The 14,239-nt window shown below is 64.4% G+C and carries 18 protein-coding genes and 1 pseudogene; 7 read left to right on the forward strand and 12 right to left on the reverse strand.

The genetic code is table 11. The annotated features are described in order from the left end of the window. The 3 genes and pseudogenes from IAI59_RS22070 to IAI59_RS22080 all read left to right on the forward strand — a co-directional run. Positions 1-314 (forward strand): annotated as a pseudogene (locus IAI59_RS22070) (IS21 family transposase); the annotation flags it as partial. Further along, a complete protein-coding gene (istB, locus tag IAI59_RS22075) occupies positions 247-975 on the forward strand; it encodes an IS21-like element helper ATPase IstB (protein WP_207419048.1) in 729 nt (242 codons plus the stop codon). The pseudogene IAI59_RS22070 and the gene istB, both read left to right, overlap by 68 nt. A 77-nt stretch (positions 976-1,052) precedes the next feature. Then, positions 1,053-1,634, forward strand: coding sequence for a DNA adenine methylase (locus tag IAI59_RS22080; RefSeq protein ID WP_336512633.1), 582 nt, complete (start codon positions 1,053-1,055; stop codon positions 1,632-1,634). Here the strand turns inward: IAI59_RS22080 and IAI59_RS22085 are convergent. From IAI59_RS22085 to IAI59_RS22110, 6 genes are all read right to left on the reverse strand, one after another. Next, positions 1,631-2,038, reverse strand: coding sequence for a helix-turn-helix domain-containing protein (locus IAI59_RS22085; RefSeq protein WP_207419901.1), 408 nt, complete (start codon positions 2,036-2,038; stop codon positions 1,631-1,633). The two genes, IAI59_RS22080 and IAI59_RS22085, sit on opposite strands and share 4 nt — an antisense overlap. Further along, on the reverse strand, positions 2,038-2,286 hold the full coding sequence (locus tag IAI59_RS22090; protein ID WP_207419900.1) for a type II toxin-antitoxin system RelE family toxin: 249 nt from the start codon (positions 2,284-2,286) through the stop codon (positions 2,038-2,040). Before IAI59_RS22090 ends, IAI59_RS22085 begins: the two co-directional genes overlap by 1 nt. Positions 2,287-2,350: 64 nt before the next feature. Further along, entirely contained in the window at positions 2,351-2,596 is a 246-nt protein-coding gene (locus IAI59_RS22095; protein ID WP_207419899.1) for a hypothetical protein, read from the reverse strand. An 18-nt stretch (positions 2,597-2,614) separates the two neighbouring features. Next, positions 2,615-2,866 (reverse strand): hypothetical protein, encoded by a 252-nt coding sequence (locus IAI59_RS22100; protein WP_207419898.1) that lies wholly within the window; start codon positions 2,864-2,866, stop codon positions 2,615-2,617. Further along, complete coding sequence (locus IAI59_RS22105) at positions 2,863-3,153, reverse strand: hypothetical protein (protein WP_207419897.1); 291 nt, start codon at positions 3,151-3,153, stop codon at positions 2,863-2,865. The genes IAI59_RS22100 and IAI59_RS22105 overlap by 4 nt, the downstream gene beginning before the upstream one ends. Beyond that, positions 3,150-3,509, reverse strand: a complete 360-nt coding sequence (locus IAI59_RS22110) for a hypothetical protein (RefSeq protein ID WP_207419896.1) — start codon at positions 3,507-3,509, stop codon at positions 3,150-3,152. The genes IAI59_RS22105 and IAI59_RS22110 overlap by 4 nt, the downstream gene beginning before the upstream one ends. A 230-nt stretch (positions 3,510-3,739) precedes the next feature. Between IAI59_RS22110 and IAI59_RS22115 the strand changes: the two genes are divergently transcribed. Beyond that, entirely contained in the window at positions 3,740-5,050 is a 1,311-nt protein-coding gene (locus tag IAI59_RS22115) for a hypothetical protein (RefSeq protein ID WP_207419895.1), read from the forward strand. 932 nt (positions 5,051-5,982) lie between these two features. On the opposite strand, the gene IAI59_RS22120 is transcribed toward IAI59_RS22115, so the two are convergent. Then, complete coding sequence (locus IAI59_RS22120) at positions 5,983-6,543, reverse strand: hypothetical protein (RefSeq protein ID WP_207419894.1); 561 nt, start codon at positions 6,541-6,543, stop codon at positions 5,983-5,985. A 30-nt stretch (positions 6,544-6,573) separates the two neighbouring features. Between IAI59_RS22120 and ampC the strand changes: the two genes are divergently transcribed. The 3 genes from ampC (at position 6,574) to IAI59_RS22135 (ending at position 9,931) form a co-directional block, all read left to right on the forward strand. After that, positions 6,574-7,764: a class C beta-lactamase gene (gene ampC / locus IAI59_RS22125; protein WP_207419893.1), complete on the forward strand. Its 1,191-nt coding sequence runs from the start codon at positions 6,574-6,576 to the stop codon at positions 7,762-7,764. Positions 7,765-8,045: 281 nt separating this feature from the next. Next, positions 8,046-9,122, forward strand: a complete 1,077-nt coding sequence (locus IAI59_RS22130; protein ID WP_207419892.1) for a helix-turn-helix transcriptional regulator — start codon at positions 8,046-8,048, stop codon at positions 9,120-9,122. Between the two features lie 125 nt (positions 9,123-9,247). Next, a complete protein-coding gene (locus IAI59_RS22135) occupies positions 9,248-9,931 on the forward strand; it encodes a PEP-CTERM sorting domain-containing protein (protein WP_207419891.1) in 684 nt (227 codons plus the stop codon). A 92-nt stretch (positions 9,932-10,023) separates the two neighbouring features. Here the strand turns inward: IAI59_RS22135 and IAI59_RS22140 are convergent, their stop codons facing one another. The 5 genes from IAI59_RS22140 to IAI59_RS22160 form a co-directional block, all read right to left on the reverse strand. Next, positions 10,024-11,208 (reverse strand): MFS transporter, encoded by a 1,185-nt coding sequence (locus IAI59_RS22140; protein ID WP_207419890.1) that lies wholly within the window; start codon positions 11,206-11,208, stop codon positions 10,024-10,026. Beyond that, positions 11,208-11,918: an arsenical resistance protein ArsH gene (arsH, locus tag IAI59_RS22145; RefSeq protein ID WP_237181062.1), complete on the reverse strand. Its 711-nt coding sequence runs from the start codon at positions 11,916-11,918 to the stop codon at positions 11,208-11,210. Before arsH ends, IAI59_RS22140 begins: the two co-directional genes overlap by 1 nt. Before the next feature lie 41 nt (positions 11,919-11,959). After that, positions 11,960-13,255: an arsenic transporter gene (locus IAI59_RS22150; protein ID WP_207419889.1), complete on the reverse strand. Its 1,296-nt coding sequence runs from the start codon at positions 13,253-13,255 to the stop codon at positions 11,960-11,962. A 99-nt stretch (positions 13,256-13,354) separates the two neighbouring features. Next, a complete protein-coding gene (gene arsC / locus IAI59_RS22155; RefSeq protein ID WP_207419888.1) occupies positions 13,355-13,777 on the reverse strand; it encodes an arsenate reductase (glutaredoxin) in 423 nt (140 codons plus the stop codon). Then, the gene (locus IAI59_RS22160; RefSeq protein WP_207419887.1) at positions 13,774-14,127 is read right to left on the reverse strand and encodes an ArsR/SmtB family transcription factor; all 354 of its coding nucleotides are present in this window, start codon (positions 14,125-14,127) and stop codon (positions 13,774-13,776) included. Before IAI59_RS22160 ends, arsC begins: the two co-directional genes overlap by 4 nt. Between the last annotated feature and the right edge of the window lie 112 nt (positions 14,128-14,239).

The raw sequence follows: 14,239 nt of genomic DNA on the forward strand, positions 1-14,239 counted from the left end.
CGGATGGCGACCGGCAGATGGTGGCCATCCTGCAGGCTGTATCCCTGGACGGTCTGCCCGCCGTGGAGGCCGCCTGCGCCGAGGCGCTCGCGGCAGGCCTGTGCAGCAGCGATGTGGTGTTGAACGCCCTGTCGCGCCAGCGTCCCGCAACCACCCCGCCGGACATCGCCACCCCCGACGCATTGCGGCTGCGGCATGAGCCGATCGCCGACTGCGCCCGTTACGACACCCTCAGGAGCCAAAGTCATGGAACGACATCAGGTGCTGGAGCTGATGAGCGAGCTCAAGCTGGTGGGCATGAAAGCCGCCTATGACGAGCTGCTCAGCACCGCGCTCAAGCGGCAGTATCCGGCGCAGCAGCTGGTCGGCACTCTGCTGGAAGCCGAGATTACCGAGAAGCAGGCGCGCTCGATCCGCTATCAGGTCGGCGTGGCCAAGCTGCCGCTGATCAAGGAGATCGCCGAGTTCGACTTCGCGGACACCCCGATCAACGAGGGGCTGGTGCGGGAGATGGCCACCGGTGCGTTCCTCGATGATCAGCGCAACGCGGTGCTGGTCGGCGGCACCGGCACGGGCAAGACGCATCTGGCCGTGGCCATCGCGCTGAGCTGCATCCGCCTGGGGCGGCGGGCGCGGTTCTACACCGTGATCGACCTGGTGAACCGCCTGGAAGCCGAGGCGCGCGCAGGCAAGACCGGCCGCCTGGCCGAGCAGCTGACCCGTCTCGACCTCGTGGTGCTGGACGAGCTCGGCTACCTGCCGTTCGCCCAGTCAGGCGGTCAACTGCTGTTTCATCTGATCAGCCGCCTGTACGAGCAGACCTCGATCCTGGTCACCACCAACCTGTTGTTCGCGGAATGGCCGACGGTGTTCAACGACGCCAAGATGACCACCGCGCTGCTCGACCGCCTGACGCACCACTGCGACATCATCGAGACCGGCAACGCCAGCTGGCGGTTCAGAAACCGCAACTAGCCCATCACCGCGCCCGCAACCGGGGTCATTTTTGCGCGCCGATCCAGGGTCAATTTTGCACGCCGATTGACACCCTGATGGACATGCTGCGCTGGCAGCTGACCAGCCGGGCGGACTTCGAGCGGCTGCAGGCGGCCAATGCGGACACCCTGACCGACCTGGAACGGGCCGCCCGCTTCCTCTACCTCCAGCGCACCTGCTTCGGCGGCAAGATCACCGGCCGCAATTTCGGTGTGTCGCCCGGCGTGCCGGCGCGCTTCGACGTGACCAAGCTGGGCGCCGTGCTGGAGGAGATCCACGAGCGGTTGTCCGCGGTCGTTATCGAGCGGCTACCTTATGCCGAGGTGATCACCCGCTATGACCGTCCGGACACGCTGTTCTACCTCGATCCGCCCTACTGGGGCTGCGAGCGGGACTACGGACCAGGGGTGTTCGATCCGGCCGACTTCGCGCGGCTGGCGGACCAGCTCGCCGGCATCCAGGGCAAGTTCGTCATGAGCCTGAATGATGAACCGGGCGTGCGGGAGGTCTTCGGGCGATTCCATATTGAAGGAATCGAGACGACCTACACGATTTCCGGCACCGGCCAGGACGCGGCCGAGGTGCTGATCAGCAACGTGGAGCCGGTCGCCTTCGGCCTGTTCGGCGTCGAAGGCTAGTCGTCCGTGGCGGCCGGCGGCAGCAGGTCGCCGGCATCCACCTGCAGCGCCTTGGCCAGCGCCACGATGGCGGCGGCGCTGCCTGGCTTCTTGCCGTTCTCGATCTCCGACAGATACACCGGGCTGACACCCGCTGCCGCGGCCAGGGCGCGGCCGGTCAGCCCGCGCTTCTCGCGCCACACCCGCACCGGGCTTTCGCCTTCGTCCAGGATGCGCACCGCCTCCTGCAGGGTCAGGCTATCCGCCTTGACCGCCGCCATGCCGTCACGCGCCACGCGCGCCTCGAAGGCGGCGAAGCTGGCGCGGTCGGCCACGTCCTCGGCCGCCGCCACCAGGGCTTCGAAGTCCGCGCGCCGCAGCGTCACGGTGTCGGCCGTCTCGGCCAGGGGTCCAATGTGGGCCATCAGTCGTAAACCTCTCTGCGATGGCGGATGCGGATGACTACCACATCGTCGCCGTCGATGGTGAAGATGGCGCGCCAGTCGCCCTGGCGCACCCGCAGGCGGCCGGCCGGCTCGCCCTTCATGGCAATGACGTTGCCGTGGCTGCCGGTCGGGGCGGCGGCGATGGCTTCCAGGCGGGCGGTCAGCTGAGCGCGCTCCCGCTTCGGCACGTTGCCGAGGTCTTTCAGAGCGGGGCGGGTCAGGATCAACGTCATAGCCATTAATTAGCTGATAGCTAACATGCAGACAAGAGGATAATTAGCTGTCAGCGAATTATCTGCGTTGCCGCTCCGGCTCGGTGAGCTGGGTGCTGGACGCCTTGCCGCCGCAGCGGCTGCACCGCATGCGCGCCACCAGTTCCCAGATCGGCCGGCGGCTGTCCATGCAGCCGTCCGCGGCCCAGCGCCAGACCGGTCGGCTGGCGCCGTGGCCGCAGGTGCAGCGAACATGCAGCATCCAGTCCTGGCGGTACCAGATGCGATCACCCGGGCAGGGTTGGCCCATGCGTGCGGCGGCCATGGCGGCGGCCTCCCTGACCTACTCCGCTTCAGCCGACGCGGGCTTTCGGCCCGACGCCTTGCGCGGCACGGCCGGCGGCGGGCACTGGGCGTAGGCTGCTTCAATCCGGCCCGCGAGGTCACGAATCCACACCGCGACAACCTCGGGCACGGCTTCCACCCCCGCCGACCATTTCCGCACCTTCAGCTGTGGCACGCCCAAGTCTTCGGCCAAGCGCCATTGCGGCCAGCGGAGCTGGTCCACGCAGGCGCGGAACTGCTGCGGCGTCATGGCCGCTGAATGGATCGGTCGAAGGCGTGGCCATGCTCTGCGGCCACCAGCTTGGCCTCGAACAGCAGGCTGTCGAGGTCGGCCGGGTTGGCGATGGTCTCGATTGGGTGGGAGCTACAGGACACCACCGGGTCGCCCTGCAAGGTCATCACCTCGAAGTCCAGCTCCTGTGATTCGGTGATGTTGACCCAGCAGCGGCGCGGCAGGAAAGCCGCCTCGATCTTGCGGCAGATCGCCTGCACTTGCGCGTCGTCCAGCAGCGGGCCGCGCACCAGGTCGGGGATCATAGCCGCTGCACTGCCAGGCCGAAGGCGTCGCGCGCCGCCACCAGGGCGCTGACGCTGCGCCGATGTGCGCGGGTGCTGGCGGCGTCGTCCGCCTCGATCTCGCTGCCGGCGTCCTCGGCCGCTTCCACGCCCTCGGCCAGCTGGCCATGCACCTCGTCCAGCAGCTCGCGCAGGTCATCGGCTTCCATGGTGGTGGCCCAGCCGTTGAGCACGTCGGCGGCCTCGCGTGTCAGGCGGTTGGCGTCGAAGCCCCGGGCGATCAGGGCTGAGATGCGCTGCAGGGCCGCCTTGGCGGGGTCGGCGGGCGCGCGGGGGCTGGGTGGCGGGGTGGTCGGGCGGCGGGCGAGCTTTGCCATGGCCGGAAGACTCCATGTGGGACATCCATCCTATTGCTTGGAACAAAAAAAGAACAACACGAAAAATTTCGGGCTTTTTGTTCTTGTTTTGTTCCATACAAATAGGTCATCTTTCCTTTCGCAGACGGTGGTGTTTAGCAAAATCGCGAATTCCCACGAGTGATCGGAGGGAGAATGCAAAGTTGAACAAACCGCTCTGGTAATATTTGCCCATAAACGAGGACAAAGAAATGTCTGGATCGAGCACCCCTCCTTATTCCGTTTGGAATGTATTGTGGGAAGCGAATGTCGGCGGCAACGATTACATGACAACCGGAAGCTACGCCGAATACCGGCAGTATCCCGGCTTGGGCCAGAATTTCTATGTTCCAGCAGGCGGTCAGTTTGCGGATCTTCCGCCCCTCTTCCGCCTGAGCAGCGGCCCGGATCATATGGCGTCGGCGTTGCCCAACGAGGGGGGGTACACCAATGAAGGAGTATTGGGCTATCCATTCACGAACCCCGGATCGCTGCCGGGTCTGAACGGCATTCGGCGGGTCTATAATGGTAGCGATCATGCGACCGTAGCGACCGGCACCGGGATCGCTGGATACAGCGATGACGGTCCGATCGGTAATCTCTACGGCTATATGCGCTATCGCACTGAAGTAGAGGCATTTCAGACCTGTAGCGGTGGTGCGATTACCGAGCAGTCCGATTTGATTGCGGGAGGCGCAGTCGCTCGATGGTGGTGGAACGGTATTAACTTCATCAACACCAGCGATTACGGCCGCTATATGCAGGCTGATATTTTCAGCCCAATTGGCGACGGTCGTTTTTTCAACCCTATTGAAGCTGGCAGCCTCATTTCCAACGATGTGGGGGGTGATCCGGTACTATTTCGCCATGGTTCGCCCTGCGTTCTGGCGAATGTCAGTGGAAATGTCCATCAGACCCGCGCCGTTCCGATCGATTATCTGCTGCCGCCGCCTTTTGGTCCGTTTCCTAAAAACGATGTCGATCATCTCTACCTTTATCAGGGAATCCAGATTGGCAAGGATCTGACACTGGGCTGGAATGGTATGCCGCAAGTTGCTCAGTATAAGACGATTGTTGGCACGGTTACACCGTTCTTTGCTTCTGATGTTGAAGTGCCGACGGCGTATCTGAATGAGCAGTTTAAACGGTTCTACCAGTATGATCCGCTCTCCAGCAATCCGTTGAGCGAAATCAGCGTTGGCGTTGGCGAAGCGAATGAGGTCAGGTGGATTCCGCCGCAGGGATATGGGGGTGTCATCATCGGCAATGACGTCGGCAGCGCTGCAATGGGCGTGTATGCGGTCACTGACCGTGCGGGCACCGGCAGCAGGATTACCCGGCTCTCTCTAGCCAATTTCATTGATGATGATCCGGGCACTGTAAACTCGACAAAGTGGGGCGTCCGCGCTGAGAACTTTAACCTGAATGTGGGGACAAATGAGTTTCGAGCTTACATCGTAACTGGCACGACCGCAGATGTCGCAAATATCATGCAGCAGCTTTACGCGATGGGCGCGAACTAAACATAATATCTTTTAGAACCTCGGCTGGCTTACTTCAAAGTCTATGAGGCGTTACAATCTGCGCGGAAGCGTGCCGTCTAGGCACGCTTCTGTCGAATTAGAGCCAGCGCTGCGCTGACTCTTGTTGAACCAACTTTGATGGCTGGAGCACGAGCTGACCCGGGGTCTTTGATCCCCGTGCTTAGCTCTACGATCTTCGGGCGAAGGCGATACCGCCCCCGAGAAGCAGAAGAACCGCCCAAAGGACCGGCTGTCCTGATGCCCATCAGGCGGCGGAGTGTTAGACCTGGCGGCTGGCGTTCCGCGCGCGCTGCGCAAAGCCCAGGCCGATATTGCCCACGCCGAACAAAGCAATGCTAAAGCGATGGGGGCAGTGCCGTACGCGCTTCTGGTCTGCTGCGCTGGTGGTGGCCTGACAGCCGGCTGTGCTCTCGCCTTATAAACCCTGCTCCCTTTTGCCACGGGGCTTTGCCGTAGAGCCGGAAGACTTTGACGACACGACGCGGAGCCTTGCGGCTGGGACGTGGCTAGGCAATGCGCTGGGCGCAGCTTCCATCTGTGACGCCGTGCTGATGCCGATGCCGGGAGTTCTGATTTTCTCGATCAATGCTTCCCGTCTGGGCGGTGGTCTGGGGGTGAGCGACGCCGAGGCGCTCGCGCGTGGCCTTCGAGGAATTTGGGCTGGTGGTGGAGCTTGGCGGTGCCGTGGCCCTCGCGGCCGCCCTGTCAGGACACCTGTCCGTCACAAATTGCGCTGTGGCTTTGGCCCTCACTGGCGCAGACGTCGATCCCGGCATGTGCCAGCGGGCAACTTCCTTCAGCTTCTGACGCCGAGGGAAGTCTTCTTCCCACCCTGCTGAGCCTCTACCGGCACCATCGAAAGCCCGATAACTCATAGGGGCGGCTCGCGATCCAGTGGCGCGCGTGGTGATCTATGAGTTCGACATAGATCGCAGGACATCCGCCAGGTCGCGGAAACAGCGTTTATGCATAGGAAACACCAGCGCATAGGCGTCGGAGATCAATGCTGGCTCCTCATCATCACCGTCATATTTCTGCTTCCATCGGAGCCCGGCGACGAGAACCATCAATGCGGCCTGAAGCGATCCCTCCGCGCCTGCCGCATACGCTTCCACGAGGTCCGCTGCTACGGCGTAGCTGATCGTTTTCGACATGGCGCTCTTCCTAGATGGGCGCACCACGCCACGAAGCCTTTTAGCAGTTAAGATTGCGGCCAGCACCATCACGATCTGGTACGGTGCCAGAACATTGCGGGTCACCGCCACAGCCCTACGCACGATAACCTGCATATATCGGGCCTGACCCGCGGAGGGCGTCCTGGTGCCATGGTCCGATGCCGCAGGCATGCCAAGGACCGATATGAACAGGTCTCCGCCACCTTCCTGACCGGGGCTCTTCTCAAGCAATGCCTTAGATTTTCTAGGGGCACGGACAAGAATTCGTCCTTTGTGCCCTGTCAGCAGACAGCGCATACGCCGCCTCCCTGTAAAGGAGGACATCACTTGAGCTTGGGTCAGGCAAAGGCAGCGAAGGCACGCGGAAAATTTTGTTTGTCGTTGTGCGCCCTCTTCACTCTGACGACAGCGCCTGTCTTCGCGCAGATCCCAGATCAGAAACGGGTCAACGCTGCGGCTCATGCGTTCATGGAGCACACCCACGCACCTGGATTGGCGGTCGGCATCGTCACGCCTGAGGGTGCAAGAGTATTCTCTTATGGCGTGGCCTCGAAGGAGACGGGTTCCCCTGTCGACGAGCGCACGCTGTTCGAGGTTGGCTCGATCAGCAAGACGTTCACCGTGGCACTGGCGGCCTACGCCGCACAGACCGGGGTGCTAGACTGGAATGCCGCACCCGGCCGTTACATCGCCGAACTCAAGGGCAGCGCCCTCGACCAAGTGTCGCTTCTCAACCTTGCGACCCATACCAGCGGAGGAATGCCGCTGCAGCTCCCTGAGGACGTAGCGACGAACGCTAGTCTGATGGCCTATTTCCGTCGGTGGGCGCCGCCCTCACCGCCAGGCAGCGTGCGCACCTACGCCAATCCCAGCATAGGCCTCCTCGGATTGGTAACAGCTCGCGCGATGGGCGGGCAGTTCGCAATGCTGATGCGAGAACACATCACGACGCCGCTCGGTTTGCAGCACACTTTCCACGACGTGCCACAGGCCGAGCAGTCGCACTACGCACAAGGCTACACACGCAACGGACAGCCGACCAGGGTCTCGCTAGCGCCTCTCGCCATGGAAGCCTACGGCGTTCGAACGACAGCGCGGGACCTGCTGCGCTTCGTGCAAGCGCATCTTGGGCAGATTGATCTGAGCCCTACGATGCAGAGAGCGCTCGCAGCAACGCAGGTTGGTCAGTTCCAAGCTGGCCCAATGACCCAAGCGCTGATTTGGGAATGGTATCCGCTTCCGGTCTCGGAAAGAGACCTTGCCGTTGGCAACGGCGACGCGATGGTGCTCCAGCCCACCTCGGTTACCCGCCTCGACCCGCCGCAGACACCGCCGGCCAGCAGCCTCATCACCAAAACCGGGGCCACAAACGGATTTGGAGCCTACGTTGCTTTCATACCCAGCCGAAAGATCGGGCTTGTTCTGATGGCGAACCGCAACCATCCGACAGCCATAAGGCTCACTCTTGCCAAGCAGATCTTCGCGGCGCTGGATGTGGAGGGAGTGCCAGCCGAGTAGGTGGTACCGGAAGTCGGCCATCAAGGTCGGCCCTCCCCTCCATCGACATTGATCAGGAATTTTCGGCACGCGATAGCTCAATATCGGGCCTGAAACCTGGGGCGAGTCCTAGTGCCATGATCCATGATCCATTGGCATCAGGCATGTCCGCCGCCGACCCAAAGCAGACAGTCGGTCCATCGCAGACGGTGGTTGATGCACCGCCCTGCTGAATGGCTCGTCCCGCAACCCAGGTCGCGCACCAGTGAGCAGGAACACCGCGGGTAGCGCCCACAAATCCCATGTTCAACCCGCCGCCGGCATCCGCGGTCTGTTCGTCCAACGCCCGTCGTGCGAATTTGCCATGCGACTTGGCATGGCGCTTCGGAACAGTGACACGGCTAACTACCATCGAGATCGCCGACGCGGCAGACTTCCACGCTCTGAGCGAGCGGCTGCCGGACAGCAATAAACGGCACTGCTACCGGCTGCGCGATCCGGCCGCGGCGGCTGAGGCTGGGCCGCCGCTATCCCGGCACGTGCTGCGTGCGGCCGGCACGCTGCAGGTGAGCCAGGTAATGGAGCGCCTTGGCACTCAGGTGCTGATCCACGAGCCAGGCATCCCAGCCTTCTGCTTCAGCACGTTGCACACCGGGGCTATGTCGTTGTCCGTGCCGAACTCGCCGGAGGTGGTGGAGGGACGGCCAGAGCGTGGGTTGATCCACGGGGGGCAGGGCGGCACGCGGGCGCTCACGGCAAATGGGACAGCGCGCACCAACCTGTGGGTGGCAGGTGCGGCGATTCAGGATGCGCTAGTGATGCTGCTGGACGATGTGCCACACGGTGCGCTGGCATTCCAGCCGGTAGTCGACTGGACAACCGGCGCCGGCCCTTCAGTGCGGCGCCTGCTGGACCACGCGGCCGCGGAGTTCGAGTGCGCCGACGGCATGGGCGTGCAGCCATTGGTTTTGGCCGGGTTCACGGACCTGTTCGTGCACACGGTGCTGGCGGGGCTGCCGCACAGCCACAGCGAGCGGCTGGCCCGGCAGCGGGCGGACACCGCGCCACGGCACCTGCGCCAGGCAGAAGCCTTCATGCGCGCCCACGCCACGCAGCCGATTCGCCTGGCCGATGTGGCACTAGCTGTCGGGTGCAGCCTGCGCAGCCTGCAAAACGCGTTCCGGGCGTTCCGGGGCACGACGCCGCACGCGGCGCTACTCGGCATCCGGCTAGAGTTGGCGCGCACGGCGCTGCACCGGGGCGAGGACGTGGTGGCGGCCGTAGCGCGCCGCCACGGGTTCAGCAATGTGGGCCGCTTCGCCGCCGCTTACGCCCGGCGGTTCGGCGAACGGCCGCAGCGGACGCGCGGGAGCAGGTAACGGATCACGCAATTCGGTGACAGATCTGGCAACAATCGCACCCACTGAGTTGTTTCACCGCCGCGGCGCGGTACGGCGCCCGTAGTTCCATGCTAGCGACAGCGCACGAACACGGGAGCGGATCGATGCGCGGATGGATCGTGGCGGGCCTGCTGGCCCTGGGACTGGCTTCGGGATCGGCCGGCACGGCACAGGCCGGCCCCTACCTGGGCGGCACGCTGGATGTCCGCATCGGCAGCGCCTACTACAATCTCATCACCGGCCAGGGTGGCAGCTTTGCCGCCGTTGGGCAGACGCAGGCGGTAGCCGGCGACCCCGGGCGCTTCCTGCTGCCGATCACTCAGGACGAGAGCACCGGGCGGGCGGACGGTTTCGCCGCGATCGGCTCCGGCATTGCGCTGAGGAACGCGGTCGATGGCAGTTCGGTATTCAGCGACTTCGGACAGGCCTTCCCAAGCCTGCCGGCGAGTTTCTACACGGTAAGTACCGGAGATCCGATCTGCAGCGTCTTGCTGGAGAACGTCTCCATTTTGGCAAATGACGGCACGATTGGCCTGGGCGGCTCCAGTGTATCTCGAACAGACAGCGAAAACGCCTATTACTGCTTCCGTGGACGGAACGTCGCCATCGGTGGCCAAGCGGTGCTGAATACACTGGAAAGCACGGACTACGCGCGCCTGCCATTCTTCGTGATTACCCCGATCGCGGCGCCCGTGACCGTCCCCGAACCCGGCACGCTGGCACTGCTGGCCCTGCCGATGGGAGCGCTCGGCCTGTTGGTGACGCGTCGGCGGCGCGAGGTGGCCTAGCCTGAAGCGGCTACTGGGACCGATGGCGCGGAATGGCGCCAGCTCCGGCTGGCGCGCGGTCGACGGCGTCGGTCCAAGGACCGCTTTCCACCCTAAGCTGACCTACAGCTTTTGAGAGGCGCACCTGAGTGAAGCACGAGAAGGCCGGCCAGCGCCGCCATGCTAAGCCCGCCAGACACAAGCAGAGCAGGAACCGGTCCGAAGCGGTCCAGTACGATGCCAAACACGAGGGGTGCGGCGGCCTGCAGCACGCGCCCCGGGGCTGACAGCATTCCGATCCTCATGCCGTAACCAGCAGCTCCGAACAGGGCCAGAGGCAGCACGCCCTTGGCGATGGTGAGCATCCCGTTGCCAGCACCATGCAGGAGGGCGAAGGCTGCCGCAGCCGGCGCGCCAAATGCCGCAAGACCCAGGGCGCCGAGCGGATGCAGTGCCGTGGCCATCCGTGCTGCCGCCAGGGCCGAGAGGTGCCGCTGGAGGCTATATTCTACCATCCGGGCCATGACCTGCGCCGGCCCGAGCAGGGCCGCTGCCGCTACGGCGGCGGCCGGTGTGGCGCCCGCCGCTTGCAACAGGCGCGGCAGGTGCGCTGCCAGGGCAGCCGATACGAACAGTGTGGCCGCAAATATCCCTGCCAGGACGATCATGGCCCAGGGCGCGGGACCGCCGGCCGCTTCAGGTGCGGGCACCTTCTCCGGCGGCGGAGCCGGCGGCACTAGCAGCCGGTTCAGCGGCAGGCCCAGCGCCAGATGCAACACGGCCCAGACGATGCAGGCACCACGCCAGCCCAGCTCATCGGTGAACAGCGCCGTGACCGGCCAACCGACCGTGCTGGCAAAGCCGGCCAGGAGAGTAATGCCGGTGATCGCTCCCCGGGCGTCCGCGCGATACAGCCCTGCCAGGGTGGCGAAGGCGGCATCGTAGAGACCGAATGCCATGCCGACACCCAGCACGATCCAGGCGATGGACAACCCAATGATGCCCGTCGAGGCGGCTAAGATCACCAACCCAGCAGCAAAGATGAGGTTGGATAGCGCCAGCACGCTGCGCCCGCCCCGCCGGTCAATGGCCCGCCCGGCAGCTGGTCCAAGCAAGCCCGAGAGCAGCAGGGCGGCCGAGAAGATGCCAAAGAACCATTCCCGTGACAGGCCGAGTTCAGCAGAGACGGGATCGGCCAATACGGCAGGCAGGTAGTAGGTGGAGGCCCAGGCCAGGGTTTGTGCGGTGCCCAGCGCCAGGACGACGGTGCGTTGGCTCCTGCCCCCAGCCGCTGGCATCACAGCGCGTCCGGCAGCTTGAAGTGGGTTTTCCGTTCGCTGTAGCGATCCACCAGGTAGTCCGCCCGGTCACGCAGCAGCAGGGTGAAGCGGACCAATTCCTCCATCACGTCCACCACGCGGTCGTAGAGCGGTCCTGGCTTCATGCGGCCGGCGTCATCGAACTGCTCATAAGCCTTGGGCACGCTGGACTGGTTGGGAATGGTGACCATGCGCATCCAGCGACCGAGCAGGCGCAGGGTGTTCACGGCGTTGAAGCTCTGGCTGCCGCCGCACACCTGCATCACGGCCAGCGTGCGGCCCTGGGTCGGGCGCACAGAGCCTTCCTCCAGCGGCAGCCAGTCGATCTGGTTTTTGAACACCCCCGTTACCGCGCCGTGGACCTCGGGAGAGCACCAGACGTGTCCCTCAGACCACAGTGACAGGGTGCGCAGCTCCTGCACCTTGGGATGGTCCTTCGGGACGCTGGTGGCGACCGGCAGCTCGCGTGGGTCAAAGATCCGGGTTTCGGCACCCATGGCCCGCAGCAGGCGGTCGGCCTCCTCTACCAGCAAGCGGCTGAACGAGCGTTCGCGAAGCGAGCCGTAGAGCAACAGGATGCGCGGCGGGTGCATCGCACGCGCGGCAGGCTCCAGGCGGGACAGGTCGGGTGGGGCCAGTAATTCGGTCCGCAGCGCCGGCATGGGTTCGGCAGCGGTATCCTCGCTCATCAAGATGTCTTTCCTTGGATCGAGGCTGAGGCCGGTCGCGGTCATGCCGGACCGAGCAGCGGCAGCCAGAAGGCCAGGGCGGCGAGCACCACCAGCAGCACGGGCGGGGTGATGGCGAGGCCCACCCGCATGTACTGGCCCCAACTGATGCGGATACCCTTGGTGCCGAGCACGTGCAGCCACAGCAGCGTGGCGAGACTGCCGATGGGCGTGAACTTGGGGCCGAGGTCGCAGCCAATCACGTTGGCATAGATCATCAGCTCGCGCGTCGCGTCTGGGATACCTTGCGCTGCTTCAATGGACAGCGCCCCCACCAGCACGCCCGGCATGTTGTTCATCACTGACGATAGCAGCGCGGCGCCGAAGCCGGTGCCGATCGTCGCGATCCATGGCCCGTGACCGGCCAGCCAGACCAGGGCACCGGCCAGGTAGTCCGTCAATCCGGCATTCCGCAGGCCGTAGACCACGAGGTACATGCCAAGGCTGAACACGACGATCTGCCACGGCGCACCGCGCAGCACCTTGCCCACTGGCACAACGCGGCCGCGCAGCGCCAGTCCAAGCAGGACCAGGGCGGCGGCACCGGTCACGGCCGCCACGGGCACACCGAGCGGAGCCAGAATGAAGTAGGCCGCCAGCAACAGGGCCAGCAGCGGAAACGCCGCGCGAAAGATCAGCGGATCACGGATGGCGTTGGCTGGCGTTTCGAGTTGAGCCAGGGGATAGCGGGCCGGCAGCGCTTGCCGATAGGCCAGCCGTAGCACCCCGAGCGTCGCCACGAGCGCCACAAGGTTCACCGGCACCATCACCGCCGCGTAGCGGTTGAAGGTGATGTCGAAATAGTTGGCGGACACGATGTTGACGAGGTTGGAGATCACCAGGGGCAAGCTGGTGGTGTCAGCCACGAAGCCGGTCGCCACCACGAAGGCCAGCGTTGCGGCGGGCGAAAAGTCCAGGCGCAGCAGGATGGCCACGACGATCGGCGTCAGCAGCAGCGCCGCGCCGTCATTGGCGAAGAATGCGGCGATAACGGCGCCGAGCACCACCACTAGCGGCAACAAGCGTCGACCGCTGCCGCCGCCCCAGCGGGCAACGTGCAGAGCAGCCCACTGGAAGAACCCGGCCTCATCCAGCAACAATGAAATGACGATCAGCGCCACGAAGGTGAAGGTGGCATCCCATACGATGTGCCAGACCACCGGCACGTCGGCCCAGCCGACCACTCCGGTCAGCAAGGCCAGGACGGCACCGCCCATGGCACTCCAGCCGATACCAAGGCCGCGCGGTTGCCAGATCACGAGGACCAGGGTGGCAAAAAAGATCAGCAGAGCGAGCATGGCTGTCCTAGGCCCGCGCGTGCGGGCAGGTGCGCGGCGGCTTGGTCAAGCCGCCGCGGTAGAATGAAGGGCGAAGTGGGCGCTAGTCGGAGCGGAGTGTCAGGTTACGCGGCGCCCTGCGGCGTCCACGACCTTCTCGCCATCTTCCTTGGTGAAGGCGGCGCGCTGCGGGTCGGGCAGGATGTCGAGCACGGCTTCGGAGGGGCGGCACAGCTTCACGCCCAGCGGTGTCACCACCAGGGGGCGGTTGATAAGGATGGGATGCGCCATCATCGCATCTAACAGCTGGTCGTCTGTCAGCGATGGGTCGGCCAACCCCAGATCGGCGTAGGGCGTGCCCTTTTCACGCAGCAGGGCGCGGGGCGTCAGATCAGCTCGCTGCATCAGATCGAGCAGGGTGTCCCGGCTCGGCGGCGTCTTCAGGTACTCAATCACCTCTGGCTCCACGCCGCTGTTGCGGATCAGGGCCAGGGTGTTGCGCGACGTGCCACAGTCCGGGTTGTGGTAGATGGTGATGGTCATTGCAGCACCTTGTCCGGGAGACAGCAGGGCGTCAGGGCGGCTATCAGAGGGGCGCAGAGGTCAGCGCGCCCACCGCAACAATCTTTGACGAGGAACAGCATCAGGTCGCGCAGTCGGTCCAGCTCAGCGCGGTAAATGATGGAGCGGCTTTGTCGCTCAGACCGTACCAACCCAGCTCGTGCCAAAGTGCCCAGATGCGACGACATGGTGTTTTGCGGCACATCAAGCAGGCGGGCCACCTCCCCCGCAGGGAGGCCATGTGGCTCGTGCTTCACAAGCAGGCGGAAGGTCTCTAGGCGTGTGCCTTGCGCGAGGGCGCCTAGAGCAGAGATTGCAAGCTCACTATCCATATATCTAGGATTTCAGATATGTTGGTATGTGTCTAGCTCTTTAGGTCTGCTTCCCACCCTTCTCCCACATTGGCCAGCGACGATAGGCGGGCGATAACTGCTTATCGTGCCT

The sequence above is a fragment of the Roseomonas haemaphysalidis genome (assembly GCF_017355405.1).
Classification (GTDB): Bacteria; Pseudomonadota; Alphaproteobacteria; order Acetobacterales; family Acetobacteraceae; genus Pseudoroseomonas; species Pseudoroseomonas haemaphysalidis.